Origin of the sequence: Chlorobaculum tepidum TLS (assembly GCF_000006985.1) — a bacterium.
Lineage (GTDB): Bacteria > Bacteroidota > Chlorobiia > Chlorobiales > Chlorobiaceae > Chlorobaculum > Chlorobaculum tepidum.
Genome location: NC_002932.3, coordinates 346615 through 363606, shown reverse-complemented (window position 1 = coordinate 363606; position 16992 = coordinate 346615). Strand labels below are relative to the sequence as shown.

The window sequence follows — 16992 nt, the reverse complement described above, 5'->3', positions numbered from 1 at the left end:
AAACGAACTGTGAAGTTAGCACTTTTACAGCAACATTTTCAAAAGATCGCTAAATCATTTTGGAATAATGATATAAACAATTACAAGACAGAACAAACAGACTCGTTTCAGCGCCCATCTATCTTGCTGATCTTCTTAATGACTGCGTTGCCTTTCAGTGGCTTGTAAATCAGCACCATTGCAGGATGCCAATCCGTGCCAGGATAGACGGCCCTCGCGTTACAGAAAAATTCGTAGTTCACGCCTTCAACAATCTGCTTCCTGACAACAAGAGGCTCATAGCCCACCCCTGTAAGACCGGCCATAGTATCCCTGAATACTACCCGATCCGTGAATGAAAGCATTTCAAACTTCGACCAGACGCCTGGCTTTGAAATATCCTTGGAAACCGTCTTCCCGGATTCCGGACTGGTTGCCGCCTTTTTGGAAACTGCGGGTGATGAATCAGCCGCAAGCGATACGCCGCCAAAAAAGCTGCTTATTGCGAACACGATAAAGAAAGCCTGTAAAAATCTCTGTTTCATTGCCGTCGGCGTTTGTTTTATAGGTGAATGAACCATGACGCTTCTCGCATCCATCTCAAAATGCACCAAGAAGAATTGGTGCTTCGAAAACAGCGGTTGATCGAACGTTGAATAAAGGCCGCGTTTCAACCCGTTGTCAAATAGAAAAAGGTAGCTCTTTTCCCCTTTGCTTCTCAGACAAACGAAATCTTTTTTCCGAGAGCGCGCTCAAGCTGCACCATGTACTCTTCGTGGGGGATTTCAATCGCACCGAGACTCTCAAGGTGTGGGTTCATGATCTGCGCGTCGAGCAGGAGATAGCCTTTGCGTTTGAGATAGCCCACCAGCCAGGCAAAGGCGACTTTCGAGGCATCAGACCGAAAAAAGAACATCGACTCACCGAAAAAAGCCCCACCCATCGACAGACCGTACAGCCCTCCGGCAAGCTCGCCATCCTGCCAGCTCTCCACACTGTGCGCCACTCCGAGACGATGCAGCTTGAGAAACACCTTGATAATCTCCTCCGAAAGCCAGGTCTCCTGCCCGGTTGAACGAGGCTGCGAGCAGGCACGGATCACCTGTTCGAAAACTGAATTGATTTTGATGGTAAAACGCTTTTTGCCAATGACGCGCCGGAGGCTTCGCGACGGCCGGAAACTGTCGAGCGGCACCACCGCGCGCTGGTAGGGCTGGCACCAGCTCACCGTCCCCTCGCGAGAGTCGGCCATCGGGAAAAAGCCGTGCCTGTAGGCACGCAGAATATCCTCTACTTTTATCATGCTAAGGACTTACCCGCGTTCACGAAGCTGTTCCGCCGTCACCAGCAATTCATCGACCTGCCGCTTCGGCACATGGTGAATACCATGTTTGTCGCGCCAGTAGCGGATATCGTCTCCCGGTTTTATCTGGTCAATCACCACCGTTTCGGCGGGCTTGCCAAGCGCAATCACAAGAAGCACCGTCCATGCGTCGGGAATGCCAAGCGACGCCATGAGACGCTCACGGTCGATGGCGGCGACGATGCAGCCACCTAGCTCTTTCTCAGCCGCGCCAAGCATGATGGTCTGCGCCGCAATACCGCTGTCGCAGGCCGCGCCGGGCAAATCTTCGTTCCGGCACAGCATGACAAGGGCGGCGGCGGGACGCTCGCCCGGTTCAGGGCCAGGCCAATCTTCGAGATACCCGGCCCATTTCAGGCAGGGAAACACCTTGTCGGACATATCAGCACCTGTAACCGGCAAAAACCGCAACAGCTGCCTGTTGGCCGCGGACGGCGTGTAGCAGACCAGCTCAACCAGATCGCGAAGCGTTGCATCATTCACGGCGACATGTTCGTCGAACCGCCGGATGCTGCGACTCCGGGCCACCAGTTCCCTGAGCTTCATGATTTCGACTCCTCGCGACAGTGATCCTTCCATGCGGCATCGGTAAAGACGCGCAGATCGTTCCATCTGCCCGAAGCAATCCACTCGGCGATGTAATCGACCGTCCTCGAATAATTAAGCGGCTTGCCCGGCGGCATGGCGAACCACTCCTTGAGCACCTCGCCATCGAGCGTGTGCATCGACATGCCATAGCCGAGCTGCACCATTGCCAGCGCGTTAGACTCCTGCTCGATCTGGCCATCGAGCGGACGGAGCAGCATCTTCTTGCCGAGATGCAACGCCTCGCCCGGCAGCTCGAAGCCCGCGTTGCAAACCACCCCGGAGCACTCCATGAGGTCGCGCAGGAACCCCTCCCGCGAGTAGCCCCGAAAACAGAGATGACCATCGTCGCGATCCTCTTTGACCTTGCCGTAAATAAAAAAGCGGTACGCATCGAACGGACGGAGAAACGCATCAATGTCCTCGACCTCCTCGAACGGCAGATAAACCAGAATCTTCTGCGGATCCTCTTCTGGCCGAACGGCATCGTAGAGTGTTTGAGGAATAACCGGGGGAAAGATTGGCTGGTTGAAATGGTCCCAGTGCAATCCGGCGTTGTAGCGGGCCGGAGCGAAATTGAGCAGAGTGTACTTCTCGAAGAGATTACCGCGTGCGATGGGAATATGGAAGGGAAATGCGTACTGGTGACCAAACCCGACGCTCACGATCCCTTTGAACCGGGCAGCCATCGAAGTGACCGGCTCGAAATCGGTAATCACCAGATCGACACACGAAGTATCGAGCGACAGAACATCGGTCCAAAGACTGACAAAATCGAGCTGGAACATGGTCTCCATGTAGCTCATCTTGCCGCGGCGCGTCACCAGGGTGAAGCCCTTGAGCACCTTGTAGGGAGCAAACACCTCAATCTCACGAAGCTCTTCCTCCTTTCTGCCGCTGATGATGACCTGAACCTCATGCCCATCTTCCTTGAGCTTTCTGACCAGCTCCCTGCTTCTGCTGATATGGCCATTCCCTGTTCCCTGAACGCCGAAAAGGATCTTCATGCACTGCGTTTGTTTAATACCTTCCCGTTGCCAGTCAAAAGCCACGGGACTGGATGCCAACAGCTTAAAATTACAATTATTACGGAAATATAGAAGAAAGCAGCAACGGCGTAACACCGTTGCATCACAGATTGACCGGCGGCATGAGAAAAGCGGAGAAAAGGCATTGACGCTGTGGACGTAGCGGGTGAAGGATAAATCAACCGGCGTCGCTCCCGGATGCTGCGCCTTTGTCATGCTGAGCAGAGCGAAGCATCCCGTCAGGCAGCGTTCATCACACGATCTTCAGATTGGCGTACTGCACCATCAGCGTTTTTTCGCCGGCGGTGCGGAAGTTGATCTTGACCTTCTGCTTCGCCCCACTGCCCTGCACTTCGAGCACGGTGCCGGGGCCGAAGATAGCGTGCTGCACTCTGGTGCCCGGGCGGTACTCGCTTTTGGCCGCGCCGGTGGGACGCGCCGATCCGGCGGGTTTGACGGTCGGCACCTTTGCCGCCGGGCTGCCCCCCGGCTGAGGCCTCAGCGACGAGCCGAAGACCGGGCGTCCGGCCATCGCCGTCGCAGCGACCTTTTTCGGGCTTTCGGAGAGCTTGCGCCCCCCTTCGGTGACGATAATGTTGGGGTTGATTTCGTTGATGAAGGTCGAGCGCATGCACATCTGCGGCTGGCCATACATATAGCGGCTCTGCGCCCACGAGAGGAACAGCTTTTCGCGCGCTCGGGTGATCGCCACGTAGAAGAGCCGCCGCTCCTCCTCCAGTTCGCCCGGTTCGTAGCTGTTGAGCGGGAACAGCTTCTCCTCCATGCCGGTGACGAACACCACCGGAAATTCAAGACCCTTCGCCGCGTGCACCGTCATGAGCGAGACGTAGTTATCCGACTCCTGTGTTTCGTCGTAGTCCGAGGCGAGCGAGATGGTCGAGAGGAAGTCGCCGAGCGTGGCCGAATTGGGATTGTGGTCGGCAAAGTCGCGCGTCATCGAGAGCAGCTCCTGAAGGTTCTCGTGCCGCGCAAGCGCTTCGGGCGTGTTCTCCTCCTTCAAGAGCGAGAGCAGGCCGGTGGTCTCGTAGAGCATCGAAAGCACGTCGTAGGCGGTGCCCTCTTCGGCCTGCTTCCGCATCGCCTCGATGAGGTCAGTGAACTGCGTCAGCGCGTTGACGAGCCGCGCCTGGAAGCCCCCCTCACCCGCGCGCTTCACCGCTTCATAGAGCGAAATGTTCCGTTCCTCGGCGAACTCCTTGAGCTTGTTGATGCTCACGTCGCCAATCTTGCGCGGCGGAAAGTTGATGACCCGCAGAAGCGACTCGCTGTCACGGTCGTTCAGCACGAGCCGCATGTAGGCCACGGCATCCTTGATCTCCTTGCGCTTGTAGAACGACACGCTGCCGAAAATCTTGTACGGAATGCGGTTCTGGCGCATCATGTCCTCGATCACGCGCGACTGGGCGTTGGTGCGGTAAAACACCGCGAACGAGCGGTACTGCGCGCCCTTCGACAGCCGGATCGACTTGATGTGCTCGGCCACCTTTTCGGCCTCGCGCTTTTCGTTGAACGCTTCGATCAGCGTGATCGGCTCACCCATACCGGCGTTGGCCACCAGCTCCTTTTTGATCTGGTGCGTGTTGCGGCTGATGACGCTGTTGGCCGCGTCCAGAATCGTCTTGGTGCTGCGGTAGTTATCGACCAGCTTGAACACCTGCGCGTCGCCGTAATCGTCGTTGAAGTTGAGTATGTTCGAGATGTCCGCCCCGCGCCACGAGTAGATCGACTGCGCGTCGTCGCCAACGACGAAGATGTTCCGGTGCTTTTCGGCGATCATTTTGGCGACCAGGTACTGCACGCGGTTGGTGTCTTGGTACTCGTCGATGAGCAGGTACTTGAAATAGTCCTGCAACTGCTCCAGCACACGCGGCTGCTCGGTGAACAGCTCGATAGGCTTGATGAGCAGGTCGTCGAAATCGAGCGCGTTGTTCTCGCGCAGCTTGTGCACGTAGCGCTCATAGACCAGCGAAATCTTCTGCGACTGGTCGTCGATCGCCTTGCGATGGAACTCCGGTGGCAGGACGAAGCTGTTCTTGGCCTTGCTGATGGCCGAGTGCACGAGGTTCACCGGCAGCGTTTCGGGCGACAGGTTCAGCTCCTTCATGCACTGCTTGATGAGGCTCTTGCTGTCGTCGGCATCGAAAATCGAGAAGTTGCGATCGTAGCCGATCAGGTGGATGTAGCTGCGCAAAAGCCGCGCGAACACCGAGTGGAAGGTGCCGATCCAGAGGCTGGAGGCGCTGCCATATTCGAGGATGCTGTCGATACGCTGGCGCATCTCGCCCGCCGCCTTGTTGGTGAAGGTGAGGGCGAGAATGTTCTGGGGCAAAACCCCGACGTTGCGGATGAGGTGCGCGATGCGGTAGGTAATGACGCGAGTCTTGCCCGACCCCGCGCCCGCCAGTACCATCACGGGGCCTTCGGTAGCGAGCACGGCCTGTCGCTGAACATCGTTGAGTCCCTGGAGAAAATCTGTCAAAGCTTCTGGAAATAAAAGGTTAGCGGCCCACACTCCCGGCTGGGGATCGGCAAGCCATCACAAAGCTCAGAAGAATTTCGCACATCCGGACTCGAATACCAACGCTGACATTAGAAAAAAACGTCCTCAAACCAGCTTTTCGGTCTTCGTCGCCATGATGACGTCGTTCAGGTGGATGCCTCCGATGGCGTGCGTCCACCACGAGACGGTCACTTTGCCCCATTCGGTCAGAAGCGCCGGATGGTGCCCCTCGGCTTCGGCGAGCTGGCCAACCCGGTTGGTAAAGTCGAGCGCCGACTGGAAATCCTTAAACGTGAAAACCCTGACCAGTTTCGAGGTGCCGGAGTCATCGACCAGTGTCCACTCTGGCAGAGAGGAGAGTTGCCGCTGAAGCTCTTCCGAAGCCATCGGAGCTGCCGTCCCCTCGCAGGGCACGCAATGCTTGTTTTCGAGCTGTGTCATGATATGTTCTCCTGTCTTGTGTTCCGCAGACTAGGCCCAGATCGCCCCGCTGGTGATGTCACTGGAGTGCTGCATTGCCTTTGCGTAATTTTCAACCGCGCCATCCATCCCAGAGTTGCACGCGGGTCATGTCCGGAAACTGTAAAACCTCTGCTCGCGCCCTATCTTTTGCTATTTCCTTGCTATATTAGGCATCCGAAATTTCCGGCCTCGACACTGGCCGCCTCCGCTCAACTGGTACAGGCATGTTTCCTCTGGTTTATGAAATCAATACGCGAGTCTGGCTGAAAGAGATTTCGGCGAGGCTTGGGCACCCTATCACCCTTGAAGAGGTGCCCGATGAGGAGTTGCAGATTCTTCGCGACGGGAAGTTCACCCATGTCTGGCTCATGGGCGTGTGGAGACCGAGCCGCTACAGCGCGGCTATCGCGGCTTCGCATCGGGGGCTTCGCTCGGAGTTGCTCGATTATCTCAAGGATCTGCAAGCCGAGGATATTGTCAGCTCCCCCTACTCCATTCCGGCTTACGAAGTCAGCAAGGTCATCGGCGGTCAGGAGGCGCTCGTGGCGTTCCGCAAACGCCTGGCCGACATGGGCATCAAGCTGATCCTCGATTTCGTGCCGAACCACATGGCACTCGACAACCGCTGGCTGCCGGAGCATCCCGAATATTTCGTCACCATTTCGAGGCACGAGCAGTGCCACGATCCCTCATCCTGCTTCGAATACACCAAAGGCAAATATCTCGCGCACGGCAAAGACCCGTACTTCCCGCCCTGGACCGACACCCTGCAGCTCAACTACGCCAATCCGGCCACGCACGAAATGATGATCCACAACCTGTCGCACATCAGCGACCTGTGCGATGGCGTGCGCTGCGATGTGGCGATGCTGATCCTGAAGGATGTGTTCAACACCACCTGGCAGAATCTGGCCGGAAAGATGAGCGAGGAGTTCTGGCCGAAAGCGATCGAGGCGATCCGGCACAAGCACCCGAAGTTTCTCTTTCTTGCCGAATCGTACTGGAACCGCGAGTCGGAATTGCAGCAGCTGGGGTTCGATTTCACCTATGACAAACCGTTTTACGACTACCTCGGCGCCTCGCCGGTCAATGTGCCGAAACTCAAGGGCCACCTGCTCGCCGACTGGGAGTATCAGCAGAAGCTGTGCCGGTTCATCGAGAACCACGACGAGGTTCGCGCCTCGGAGCGCTTCGGCCCGAACCACGCGGTCGCGGCGCTGGTGATGCTCACCTCGCCCGGCATGAACCTGATCCACCAGGGGCAGATGCTCGGCTTGAAAAAGAAAATTCCCGTGCAGCTCATCCGCCATTCAAAAGAGCCTTCAGACAAGGCGCTTTTGCATCTGTACCTCAAACTGTTCGAATTCCGCCGTGAGGCCGTGATTCAGGAGGGGCATACCGAATGGCTCGAACTGAACACGAATGGCCAGTCGCTCTGTTTCGGCTACTGCCGGACGATTCCGGACGTTTACGCCTTCATTCTCGCCAACTTCTCGGCTACCGGCATCGACACGCAATTCAGCCATCCAGCGCTCGCGGGGCTTGGCGACTCGGCAATCACCGCCTTGTCAACCCGATTTCCGGAACATCCTCATGAACTTCATCTGCACGATTCGACCCTGAGCATCCGCCTCGCGCCCCACGAAGGAGTGCTGCTCATAGCCAAAAACAGCTGACGCAGTTCAACCGGCGTTTTTCACCACCACATTTTCGCACACGCATCCATGAACTACCATACCGCCACCATCACCTGCCAGACAACGCGGCCAATCGACATTATCGACATCACCGCCGATGTGCGTTCGGCGCTCGAAGAATCCGGTCTGCAACAGGGCACCGTCACGCTGCTCAGCCGCCACACCACGGCCTGCCTCAACATCAACGAGCGGGAGGAGCGGCTCATGCAAGACATGACCACCTGGCTGAAGCGCTTCATCCCGAAAGATGGCGACTGGCTGCACAACATCGAAACCATTGATGGCCGCGACAACGCCCACTCGCACCTGCTGGGACTTTTCATGAACAGCTCCGAAACGATTCCGTTCTCCGAAGGCCAGCTCATGCTCGGCAAATGGCAGTCGATCTTTTTCATTGAACTTGATGGTCCGCGCCCAAAACGCGAAGTGCTGGTGCATATCCAGGGGGAATAAAAGGGACGAAACCGCAGGGTCGCTCAGGATATGAAGAATTGGGCTGAAGCCCGGATTTTTTAGCAGATGCTTGACCCCGGACTAAAGTCCAGGGCAATTGTCACGGGCTTATTGACCAAGTCCCCTCTTCTCAACGAGCCGCTTTTCCATTCAGTCGGTTTTTTTAACCAGACGGACATTCGACCTCTTACATGTACCCTATTGCCCCGGTTTTCAAACCGGGGTTAATTTTCCCCCATCTCTCCACTCGGCTTCAGCCCAATATCTTGTGCAACCGATTATTTTGATCATGCGCAACATGGAACAAAATGTAGGGGCGAACCCTTGCGGTCGCCCCAGAACCATGTTGGCAGATCCCGGTTTGCCGACACGGTTGCGGATTCACCAGTCCAATCAGGCAACCACGGAGATGGGCTACGGAAAAAATCTCTTTATTTCATTTCTACCAAATCCCGATTTCGATCTCGATTCAGAACAAGGAAATCCCCCCATCCCGGAACGGTAGGCTGATCCGGGAGGTTAGAAAAAAAACGTACTTTCATCTGAACATCATCCCCCTAACCTATGGCAGACCTCGTCTCCGCTCCGGCTATGATTTCGCAGGCCTATCCACTGCTTTCGTCCATCCACTCTCCCGCCGACCTCAAGAAACTGAGTCTTCACGAACTCGAACTGGTGGCTGCCGAGTGCCGGAAAAAGGTGATCGAGCTGGTGTCGCAGAACGGGGGACACTTCGGTTCGAGCCTCGGAGTCGTGGAGCTGACCGTGGCGCTGCACTACGTCTACCAGAGCCCGACCGACCGGATCATCTGGGACGTGGGCCATCAAGCGTACGTGCACAAAATCCTCACCGGGCGGCTGGCGCAGATGGAGACCAACCGCCGCTACCACGGCCTGGCGGGCTTCCCGAAGCGCAGCGAAAGCCCGCACGACGCCTTCGGCACCGGCCACGCCTCGACCTCGATCTCGGCGGCGGCAGGACTGGCGGCAGCACGAGACCTTGCCGGACGAAAGGAGAAGGTAGTGGCGATCATCGGCGACGGCAGCCTGACAGGCGGCATGGCCTTCGAGGCGATGAACCATCTCGGCGATACGAAGTCCGACGTACTGGTCATCCTCAACGACAACCAGATGGCGATTTCGCCAAGCACCGGAGGCTTGAAGAACTATCTGGTCAACCTCACCCTGAACAAAACCTACAACCGCTTGCGCAAGTTTGTATGGGACAGCCTCTCCCTGCTGCACAACGAAATAGGCGAAACAGCCAAAACCGCCGTGCACCGCATCGAGGATGGCATCAAGGCCGCCTTCACGCCCGGCGCGTATTTCGAGGCGCTCGGTTTCCGCTACTTCGGCCCCATCGACGGCCACAACATGGAGCAGCTCATCAAGGCGCTCCGCGAAATGCGCCAGCTCCACCACCCCAAGCTGCTACACGTCATTACCACCAAGGGCAAGGGGTTCAAGCCCGCCGAGGAGAACCAGCCCAAGTGGCACGCCAGTGTTGGAGGCTTTGACATCGAGACAGGCAAGAACGTCAAGGCTCCCGGCAAACCGGCCAAGCCGAAGTATCAGGAGGTGTTCGGCGAAGCGCTGGTCGAGCTGGCGCTGAAAGACCCGACCATCACGGCGATCACGGCAGCCATGCCGAGCGGCACCTCGCTCGACCTGTTCCAGCAGGCTATTCCGTCGAGATGCTTCGACGTGGGCATCGCCGAGCAGCACGCTGTCACCTTCGCAGCAGGACTCGCCTGCGGCGGCTTCAAACCGGTATTCGCCGTTTATTCCACCTTTTTGCAACGCGCCTACGACCAGCTCATCCACGACGTGGCGCTGCAAAACCTGCACGTGGTGTTCGCCATCGACCGCGCTGGCCTGGTCGGCGAGGATGGCCCGACCCACCATGGCGCGTTCGACCTGTCGTACCTCAACGTCGTGCCGAATTTGACCATCATGGCCCCCGGCGACGAACAGGAGCTGCGAAACATGCTCTACACGGCACTGTACGATATCAAAGGCCCGGTGGCGATCCGCTATCCTCGAGGCAGCGGCAGCGGCGCGACGCTGCACAAGGAGTTCACGCCTGTTCCGGTCGGCAGGGGGCGAATTCTGCGGGATGGCAAATCGGTGGCGCTGCTTGGCATCGGCACCATGAGCAACCGCGCGCTCGAAACCGCTGCACTGCTTGAAGCGGCAGGCCTCGATCCGCTGGTGTGCGACATGCGCTTCCTCAAGCCGCTCGACACCGAGATAATCGACATGGCGGCATCACGCTGTACGCACATCGTCACCATCGAGGAGAACAGCATCATCGGCGGCTTCGGCAGCAACGTGGTCAACTATCTGCACCACGCCCATCCCGGAATCAAATGCATTTCGTTCGGCCTGCCCGATGCCTTCGTCACCCACGGCAGCATGGATGAGCTGTACCGTGAAGTCGGCCTCGACGCCGAAAGTCTGTCGGGAAAGATTCTGGAGTTTTACAAGGATAAGCCGTAAGGCAGCATCGGAAGGGCAAGCATCACGAGACGAAGTAACAGGTTGGCCAGAATTCCGGCCAGCACGTCGTCGGCCATGATGCCCCAGCCGCCGGGGAGGTGCTGGGCACGATCGACAATGCCCGGCTTGAGTACGTCGAAGAGCCGGAAGAAGATGAACGCAAGCAACACGGCAAGCGGTGAAAATGGAATGGCAAACAGCGAAATCCATTGCCCGGCAACCTCGTCGATCACCGCCTGCGAAGGATCCTCACCATACTCCTTTTCCATGGCCCCGCCAGCCCACACGCCAAGCACAATCGAAAGCGCGATCAGCAAAGCGAGCAACGGCAATTCACGAATTGTAGGGATATAAAGATAGAGCAGCGCGGCGGCTCCGCTGGCGAAGGTGCCCGGCGCAAACGGCACATACCCAATACCAAAGGCGCTCCCGAAGATTCTGCCGAGCCATTGCCGCATGGCTTCAGCGCCCTCCCGCAGAATTCCGGAAGATGAGGCGCCTGTTGCTGATGAGGTAGGAAACCCCAGTCCAGACCGTAAACAGCGTAATGGCGAACATCGCGTAACCAAGCCAGGGCGAATGGAGAATCACCTCCATGAAAGCCGCCATCTTCGGGCCGAAAAAGCTCTTCTCCTTCAGCAGGATGAAAAGCATGATAACATAGGCGAACAGGTTCTGCGCGAAGGTTTTGTACTTGGCCTCCTTGCTGGTCACCACAGGATGGTCGATGTGCTCCGCATAGACGCGCAGCCCCGTCACCACGATGTCACGGGCAGCCACGAGCAACACCATCCAGAGCGCCAGATAGCCTTCCCATACATAGAAAAGAAATGCCGTAGTGATGAGCAACTTGTCGGCCAGCGGATCAAGAAACGCTCCGAGCCGCGTCACCTCGCCGTACTTACGGGCGTGGTAGCCATCGTAAATATCGGTGAGAGAAGCCGTTACGAAGACAATGACCCCCAACAGCCTGTACCACGCGCTATCCTGCATGAGCAGCAGCACGAAAACCGGCACGAGAATGATTCTCAGAATGGTAAGCTGATTGGAAAAAGTCATGTTGATGATGAAATTGAAGTCGATGCCTCCTCAATCCGAACGTTCGCAAGGGCAAAAGATACTTCATCCTGCACATTTTGTCAAAGCTGACTGAAATACGCCGGGCGAATGAGTTGATCGCACTCAGCGCATCTCGACCACGGTCACGCCCGCACCGCCCTCCTGCCAGTCGCCAAGGCGGAAGCTTTTGACGCGCGAGTGCTGCTTGAGAAACTCTGCCGTACGCAGCCGCAACGCGCCGGAACCTTTGCCGTGAACAATGGTTCCGAAGGGCATCCGGTGCACCGCCAGCGCGTCGATGAAACGCCCGATCTCGGCAATCGCTTCGTCACCAGTGAGGCCGCGCAGGTCGAGCCGCGTCGATTCGAGCGTTGACGATTTGACCGACCAGCTCTTGCCCGCCGCCGCGCCCGTCGCCGCCTCTTTTTGCAGCTTCTTCGCACCGGCACGGGAAATCTTCTTCAGCCCGCGCAACGCCGTGGTAAGCCGGAAGTTGCCGCATTGCACCACCGCCGAGTCGCCCTGGATCGACTCCACCTCGCCGGTGGTGTTGGTGTCGCCAATCCGAACCGTGTCGCCGGGGCGGATGCTCAGGTCGGCCTGCGGCGCGACCTCGCGCTCGACCTGCTCCCCCTTCACCGCCAACTCGCGCTTCATTCCGGCCAGCTTCGTCCGCGCCTTGTGCAGCGTCGCATCGTCGCCGGGATGTTCCTTCACCTCGCGCACGAGATCGCGAATCTCCTTGCGCGCCTGTTCGAGCTGGCGGTCGAGATCGCGATACCCCCTGCTCTTCAGCTCCTGCATTTTTTTGCGCAGTTCGGCCCGCTGCAAGGTCAAGGCCGAGCGAATCGATTCGGCTTCGAGCCGCTCGCGCCTCAGCTCCCTCTCCAGCTCGCGGTTGCTCGCCGCAGACTTCCGGAAATCCTCGATCATCTCCTCCAAGCCGGTATGACCGGTCGTCAAAAAGCCTGTTGCGCGGTTGACGATCTCATCCGAAAAGCCCATGCGCCGCATCATCGCAAAGGCGAAGCTGTTGCCCGGCACGCCTTTAAGGAAGCGAAAGGTCGGCGCGAGGCCGTGCCGGTCGAACTCCATCGCGCCGTTGACGACCCCTTCGCGCCGGTGGGCGTAAAGCTTCAGCTCGCCGAGATGGGTGGTGACGATGGTCTTGACGCCGCGTTCAAGCAGCTCCTCAATCACCGCGCGGGCGATGGCGCTCCCCTCCTCGACGTCGGTGCCGGAGCAGAGTTCGTCGATCAAAACGAGGCTGTCGGGCTGCGCGTGGTCAAGGATGTCGCGGATCGCCGAGAGGTGCGAGCTGAAGGTCGAGAGATCGTTTTCGATCGACTGCTCGTCGCCGATTTCGATGAAGATGCTGTTGAAAAGCGGGAACTCCGAACTCTCGCTGCACGGCACGAGATAGCCGTGGCGCAACATGCAGACCAGCAGCCCGACGGTCTTCATCGCCACCGACTTGCCGCCCGCGTTCGGCCCCGAAATCACCAGCACCTGTTCGTTTTCGTCAAGCTCCATGTCGAGCGGAAAGACTTTCTCCTTCGAGAAACCGTGCGAAATGAAGAGCCACGGATGGTAGCCCTTGACGATCTTCAGCCGCCGCCCCGCCGAGATTTTCGGCAGCATCGAACCGGTCTCGACGGCGAGCCGCGCCCGTGCGTAAAGCGAGTCGAACGCCGCCATGATTCGCTCGTTATGGCGCACATTCTCCAGCTCCTGCCGCACGCCGTCGGAGAGCGCCTTGAGAATGCGCTCGATCTCGCGCCGCTCGGCGATTTCGAGTTCCTGGATGCGATTGCTGATTTCGAGCGTTTCGGCGGGTTCGACGAACACCGTCTGGCCGGTCTGTGAGTAGTCCTGGATGTAGCCGGGCAGCCGGTGCTTGTTCTCGACCCGAAGCGGCAGCACCTGCCGACCGTTTTTCAGCGCCACGGTCTCCTCCATCAGCCACCCTTCGTTCTGGCAGCGGCGCAGGATGCGCTCCATTTTGCGGCGCAATCCGTCGCGCGCCTCGCCGAGTTTTTTGCGGATTTCGTAGAGCGCGTCGCTTGCCGTATCGCGCACCACAGCCCGCTCGTCGATGGCCTGCGAAATCGAATACTGGATGCTCTTTTCGAGCCAGATGCGGATGGTGAATTCGTTCAGTGCCGGGAATCGCTCGCGGCTGGTAAACATGAACTTGCGAAGCTGCGCGGAGCTTTGCAGCAGGTAGAAAATATCGAGCAGCTCGGCGGCATTGAGCCAGCTGTCGAGCACTTCGAGCTTGCTGAGCAGAAAGCGCGTGTCGGGCAGGCGCGAAAACGGCAGCGGCTCGCCTTCGAGCAGAAAGTTCTTCAGCTCAAGCACCCGCACCAGTTCCCGCTCGCACTCGTCGGGAAGCCCCATCTCCATCAGCAAATCGCTCCCCATCGCCGAAATGCAGAACCCCGCCGCATGACGGGCCACCTTGTCAAACTCAAGCTTTCTGAAGAGGGAGACCGATTCTGTCACTGTCGTTTCGTCCATATTCACCATAACACTGTTGTCACTTCGTTCACGCTTCAGGCCGCCAAGATAAAAGATAATCCCGAAAAAGCTGAGAATGAGAGATTTTGTTGGGGGGATGCCTGCTCGGCGCTTGAAGCCAAAGGCTTCACATCGTGCAGGGTGACGTGGGATAGGAGGCTCCTGTGAGCCGATAAAAAATCCTCGAACTGGCGGCAGATTGGCAGATGCGTATGGAGGATTTCTGTCGAAACACGACTGTTTCACAGTGAGATTTTTTTGTTGGCAGCGCTGGCGTCGCAATTGAGTGCGGGAAGCTTGGGCTCTGTTGCTGTGTTTGATTCAGACTGTGTTACTGTGGGATACAATAAGTCCTATACTGATCCGTATAAGACGCGGATCAATCTAATTATTGTTGGGCATCTATAAGCCCCCGCACGTGTAGAGCGGTTCTCTCTGCACATCACATCGGAGACGCACATGAAACGACTCATTCTTATTGTTGATCCTGATGAATAGAAAGGGACTTATGAAATCAAGGCCTCAGAGCCATGTGCGTCAGGAAAAGCCTTGGTTTCCCCTGAGTGTTACGTTATGCAACTGCTCATCCACAATCACCATTTCACGCTCCATCTCCTCATAAACAGCGCAACATCAGATTTTTCAAACTCACTTCTCGCCACGCCGTAAACCATTTCGACGAGATCATTTTCCGGCGCTTCGAAATCGTATCCGTTCAACGCGAGGAAAACGATGGCTGACACCGCGCCAACCCGTTTGTTTCCGTCAAGAAACGGGTGATTCCTCACCAAGTGGAAAAGGTATGCCGCAGCCATTTCATAAATGTCGGTATGCAGAAAATCGCCTTTGAACATCGCCGTCGGCATGGCAATCGCCGAGGTGAGCAGGCCCATATCCCGGACGCCGAGCGTTCCGCCATAACGGGTGATCTGATCGCGATGGATGTGCAGAACCTCGTGAAGGTCCAGAAATCTCATCACCTATTCTGCAAGTTTTTTCAACGCCCTGGCATAACGGGTATTCACCTTTTCAAGCGCCACACCGAACGCCTCGCCCCCTTTGGGATTTTTCAACGGCGTGAGAATGAGCGCCTGACCATCCGTCGTGATTTCAAACGGAGTATCGGCATCGGCACCGATCAATTCAAGAATCGGTTTGTCGATAACCATCGCCATGCTGTTTCCGTGTTTCGTCAGTTGCTTTACCATGATTGAACCTATGATGTCATAATGATGTCAATACAAAGTTATAACACTACCGCTTCACCGCCAAGTTCCCGAAGCAAGCATCCGAATACAGCCACACCTCCATCCCCCTCCCTACCGCTGATTTTACGTTTTGTTTCTTTTGTTTTATCTATCTTCTCAAATCACCGGGACAATTCCCCAAGCATGAACATCGCATAAGAGACTACAACCATGAGACTTGCCGTCAATATTGACCATATTGCCACCCTGCGCAACGCTCGCAACGAAGGGCATCCCGATCCCGTCGAAGCCGCTCTGCTCGCCGAAAAGCACGGCGCGGCAGGTATCGTCTGCCACCTGCGCGAAGACCGCCGCCACATCAAGGACGACGACCTCGCACGGCTGCGAGAGGAGATCACCACCAAGCTCGACCTCGAAATGGCCATGACCGACGAGATGCAGAAAATCGCGCTCTCGGTCAGGCCCGACCTGGTGACGCTTGTGCCCGAAAAGCGCGAGGAGCTGACCACCGAGGGTGGATTCGCCATCCAGAAGCACTTCACCCGCCTCACGGAATTCGTCAAACCGTTGCGGGACAAGGAGATAGGCGTCAGCGTCTTCATCGAGCCGGAAGAGGAGGCCATCGAACTCGCTGCCGAAGCCGGGGCGAACATCGTCGAATTCCACACCGGTACCTACTCGCTCTGCACCAGCGACAAACAGACGGCCTACGAGCTGGAACGCATCCGCAATTCGGCGCGCATCGCCCGCGAAATGGGGCTGACCGTGGTTGCCGGGCACGGCCTGAGCGTACTGAACATCGCTCCGTTCAAGGAGCTGCACGACATCGAGGAGGTGAGCATCGGCCACGCCATCATCTCACGCGCCGTGTTCATCGGCCTTCCGGCAGCCATCCAGGAAATCCTCGATCTCATCCGCCGGTAACGCTATGGAACCGAAACATCCCGAAATCACCATCGTTCTCGCCACCGGCAACAAGGACAAGGTTCGCGAGCTGAAGCCGGTACTCGAAGCTCTCGCCTCCGGCATCCACGTCCGCTCGCTCCATGACCTCGGCCTCGACATCGACGTCGAGGAGACCGAACCAACCCTCGAAGGCAACGCGCGGCTCAAGGCCGATGCGATTTTCGAGCTGGTCGCGCCGCGCCTCGACTGGTTCATCGCGCTCGCCGACGACACCGGCCTCGAAGTTGATGCGCTCGGCGGCGCGCCCGGCGTCTACTCTGCCCGCTACGCGCCCGTGCCGGAAGGCGTCGCCCGCACCTACGAAGACAACGTCCGTCACCTGCTTTCAGAGATGCGCGGCAAGAGCAAGCGCACCGCCCGTTTCCGGACAGTCATCGCCATGAAGGGCCGCCTGCCTGCGGCGAATGGCTCCGCGGTGGAGATCGAGGAAACCACGGACGGGCACATCGACGGCCTCATCACCACGGAGCCGAAGGGCAACGGCGGTTTCGGCTACGATCCGGTCTTCGCACCGGAAGGAATGGATCGAACTTTCGCCCAGCTCGGTATCGACGAAAAAAACGCCATCAGCCACCGTGGCCGCGCCGTCGTGGCGGCGGCAAAGCGCATCGGCGAGTACCTTTCACAATGCGGAATCCAGTAACAGAATCCA

Annotated in this window: 17 protein-coding genes; 6 read left to right on the top strand and 11 right to left on the bottom strand. The window is 57.6% G+C overall.

Annotated features, from left to right (window positions below):
- Window positions 1–107: 107 nt before the first annotated feature.
- The 6 genes from AYT24_RS10415 to AYT24_RS01690 form a co-directional block, all read right to left on the bottom strand.
- Complete coding sequence (locus AYT24_RS10415; RefSeq protein ID WP_010932039.1) at window positions 108–653, bottom strand: hypothetical protein; 546 nt, start codon at window positions 651–653, stop codon at window positions 108–110.
- A gap of 44 nt (window positions 654–697) precedes the next feature.
- Entirely contained in the window at window positions 698–1282 is a 585-nt protein-coding gene (gene aat, locus AYT24_RS01710; RefSeq protein WP_010932038.1) for a leucyl/phenylalanyl-tRNA--protein transferase, read from the bottom strand.
- A 9-nt stretch (window positions 1283–1291) separates the two neighbouring features.
- Window positions 1292–1921: a nitroreductase family protein gene (locus AYT24_RS01705; RefSeq protein ID WP_010932037.1), complete on the bottom strand. Its 630-nt coding sequence runs from the start codon at window positions 1919–1921 to the stop codon at window positions 1292–1294.
- Complete coding sequence (locus tag AYT24_RS01700; RefSeq protein ID WP_164926841.1) at window positions 1885–2934, bottom strand: glycosyltransferase family protein; 1050 nt, start codon at window positions 2932–2934, stop codon at window positions 1885–1887. Before AYT24_RS01700 ends, AYT24_RS01705 begins: the two co-directional genes overlap by 37 nt.
- 274 nt (window positions 2935–3208) lie before the next feature.
- Entirely contained in the window at window positions 3209–5455 is a 2247-nt protein-coding gene (locus tag AYT24_RS01695; protein WP_164926840.1) for an ATP-dependent helicase, read from the bottom strand.
- Window positions 5456–5581: 126 nt separating this feature from the next.
- Window positions 5582–5917 (bottom strand): 4a-hydroxytetrahydrobiopterin dehydratase, encoded by a 336-nt coding sequence (locus tag AYT24_RS01690; protein ID WP_010932034.1) that lies wholly within the window; start codon window positions 5915–5917, stop codon window positions 5582–5584.
- 245 nt (window positions 5918–6162) lie between these two features.
- Here AYT24_RS01690 and AYT24_RS01685 point away from each other — a divergent pair, with 245 nt between their 5' ends.
- From AYT24_RS01685 to dxs, 4 genes are all read left to right on the top strand, one after another.
- Complete coding sequence (locus AYT24_RS01685) at window positions 6163–7614, top strand: alpha-amylase family glycosyl hydrolase (protein WP_164926839.1); 1452 nt, start codon at window positions 6163–6165, stop codon at window positions 7612–7614.
- A gap of 48 nt (window positions 7615–7662) precedes the next feature.
- Window positions 7663–8088, top strand: a complete 426-nt coding sequence (locus AYT24_RS01680; protein ID WP_010932031.1) for a secondary thiamine-phosphate synthase enzyme YjbQ — start codon at window positions 7663–7665, stop codon at window positions 8086–8088.
- Window positions 8089–8377: 289 nt separating this feature from the next.
- Window positions 8378–8593 carry a hypothetical protein gene (locus tag AYT24_RS10410; protein ID WP_226986834.1) on the top strand — a complete coding sequence of 72 codons (216 nt, stop codon included), beginning with the start codon at window positions 8378–8380 and terminating at the stop codon, window positions 8591–8593.
- A 59-nt stretch (window positions 8594–8652) separates the two neighbouring features.
- Window positions 8653–10587, top strand: coding sequence for a 1-deoxy-D-xylulose-5-phosphate synthase (dxs, locus tag AYT24_RS01675; protein WP_010932029.1), 1935 nt, complete (start codon window positions 8653–8655; stop codon window positions 10585–10587).
- On the opposite strand, the gene AYT24_RS01670 is transcribed toward dxs, so the two are convergent.
- The 5 genes from AYT24_RS01670 to AYT24_RS01650 all read right to left on the bottom strand — a co-directional run bounded on the left by AYT24_RS01670 (window position 10569) and on the right by AYT24_RS01650 (window position 15374).
- On the bottom strand, window positions 10569–11045 hold the full coding sequence (locus AYT24_RS01670; protein WP_010932028.1) for a phosphatidylglycerophosphatase A family protein: 477 nt from the start codon (window positions 11043–11045) through the stop codon (window positions 10569–10571). The genes dxs and AYT24_RS01670 overlap by 19 nt on opposite strands.
- Before the next feature lie 4 nt (window positions 11046–11049).
- Window positions 11050–11646 (bottom strand): CDP-diacylglycerol--glycerol-3-phosphate 3-phosphatidyltransferase, encoded by a 597-nt coding sequence (pgsA, locus tag AYT24_RS01665; protein ID WP_010932027.1) that lies wholly within the window; start codon window positions 11644–11646, stop codon window positions 11050–11052.
- Between the two features lie 123 nt (window positions 11647–11769).
- Window positions 11770–14166, bottom strand: coding sequence for an endonuclease MutS2 (locus AYT24_RS01660; RefSeq protein ID WP_010932026.1), 2397 nt, complete (start codon window positions 14164–14166; stop codon window positions 11770–11772).
- 593 nt (window positions 14167–14759) lie between these two features.
- Entirely contained in the window at window positions 14760–15143 is a 384-nt protein-coding gene (locus AYT24_RS01655) for a type II toxin-antitoxin system death-on-curing family toxin (RefSeq protein WP_010932025.1), read from the bottom strand.
- 3 nt (window positions 15144–15146) lie between these two features.
- Window positions 15147–15374: an AbrB/MazE/SpoVT family DNA-binding domain-containing protein gene (locus AYT24_RS01650; RefSeq protein WP_010932024.1), complete on the bottom strand. Its 228-nt coding sequence runs from the start codon at window positions 15372–15374 to the stop codon at window positions 15147–15149.
- Window positions 15375–15584: 210 nt separating this feature from the next.
- On the opposite strand from AYT24_RS01650, the gene AYT24_RS01645 reads away from it, so the two are divergent.
- Together AYT24_RS01645 and rdgB are read left to right on the top strand one after the other, a co-directional pair.
- Window positions 15585–16298, top strand: coding sequence for a pyridoxine 5'-phosphate synthase (locus AYT24_RS01645; RefSeq protein ID WP_010932023.1), 714 nt, complete (start codon window positions 15585–15587; stop codon window positions 16296–16298).
- Between the two features lie 4 nt (window positions 16299–16302).
- Window positions 16303–16983: an RdgB/HAM1 family non-canonical purine NTP pyrophosphatase gene (gene rdgB, locus AYT24_RS01640; RefSeq protein WP_010932022.1), complete on the top strand. Its 681-nt coding sequence runs from the start codon at window positions 16303–16305 to the stop codon at window positions 16981–16983.
- Window positions 16984–16992: the final 9 nt, after the last annotated feature.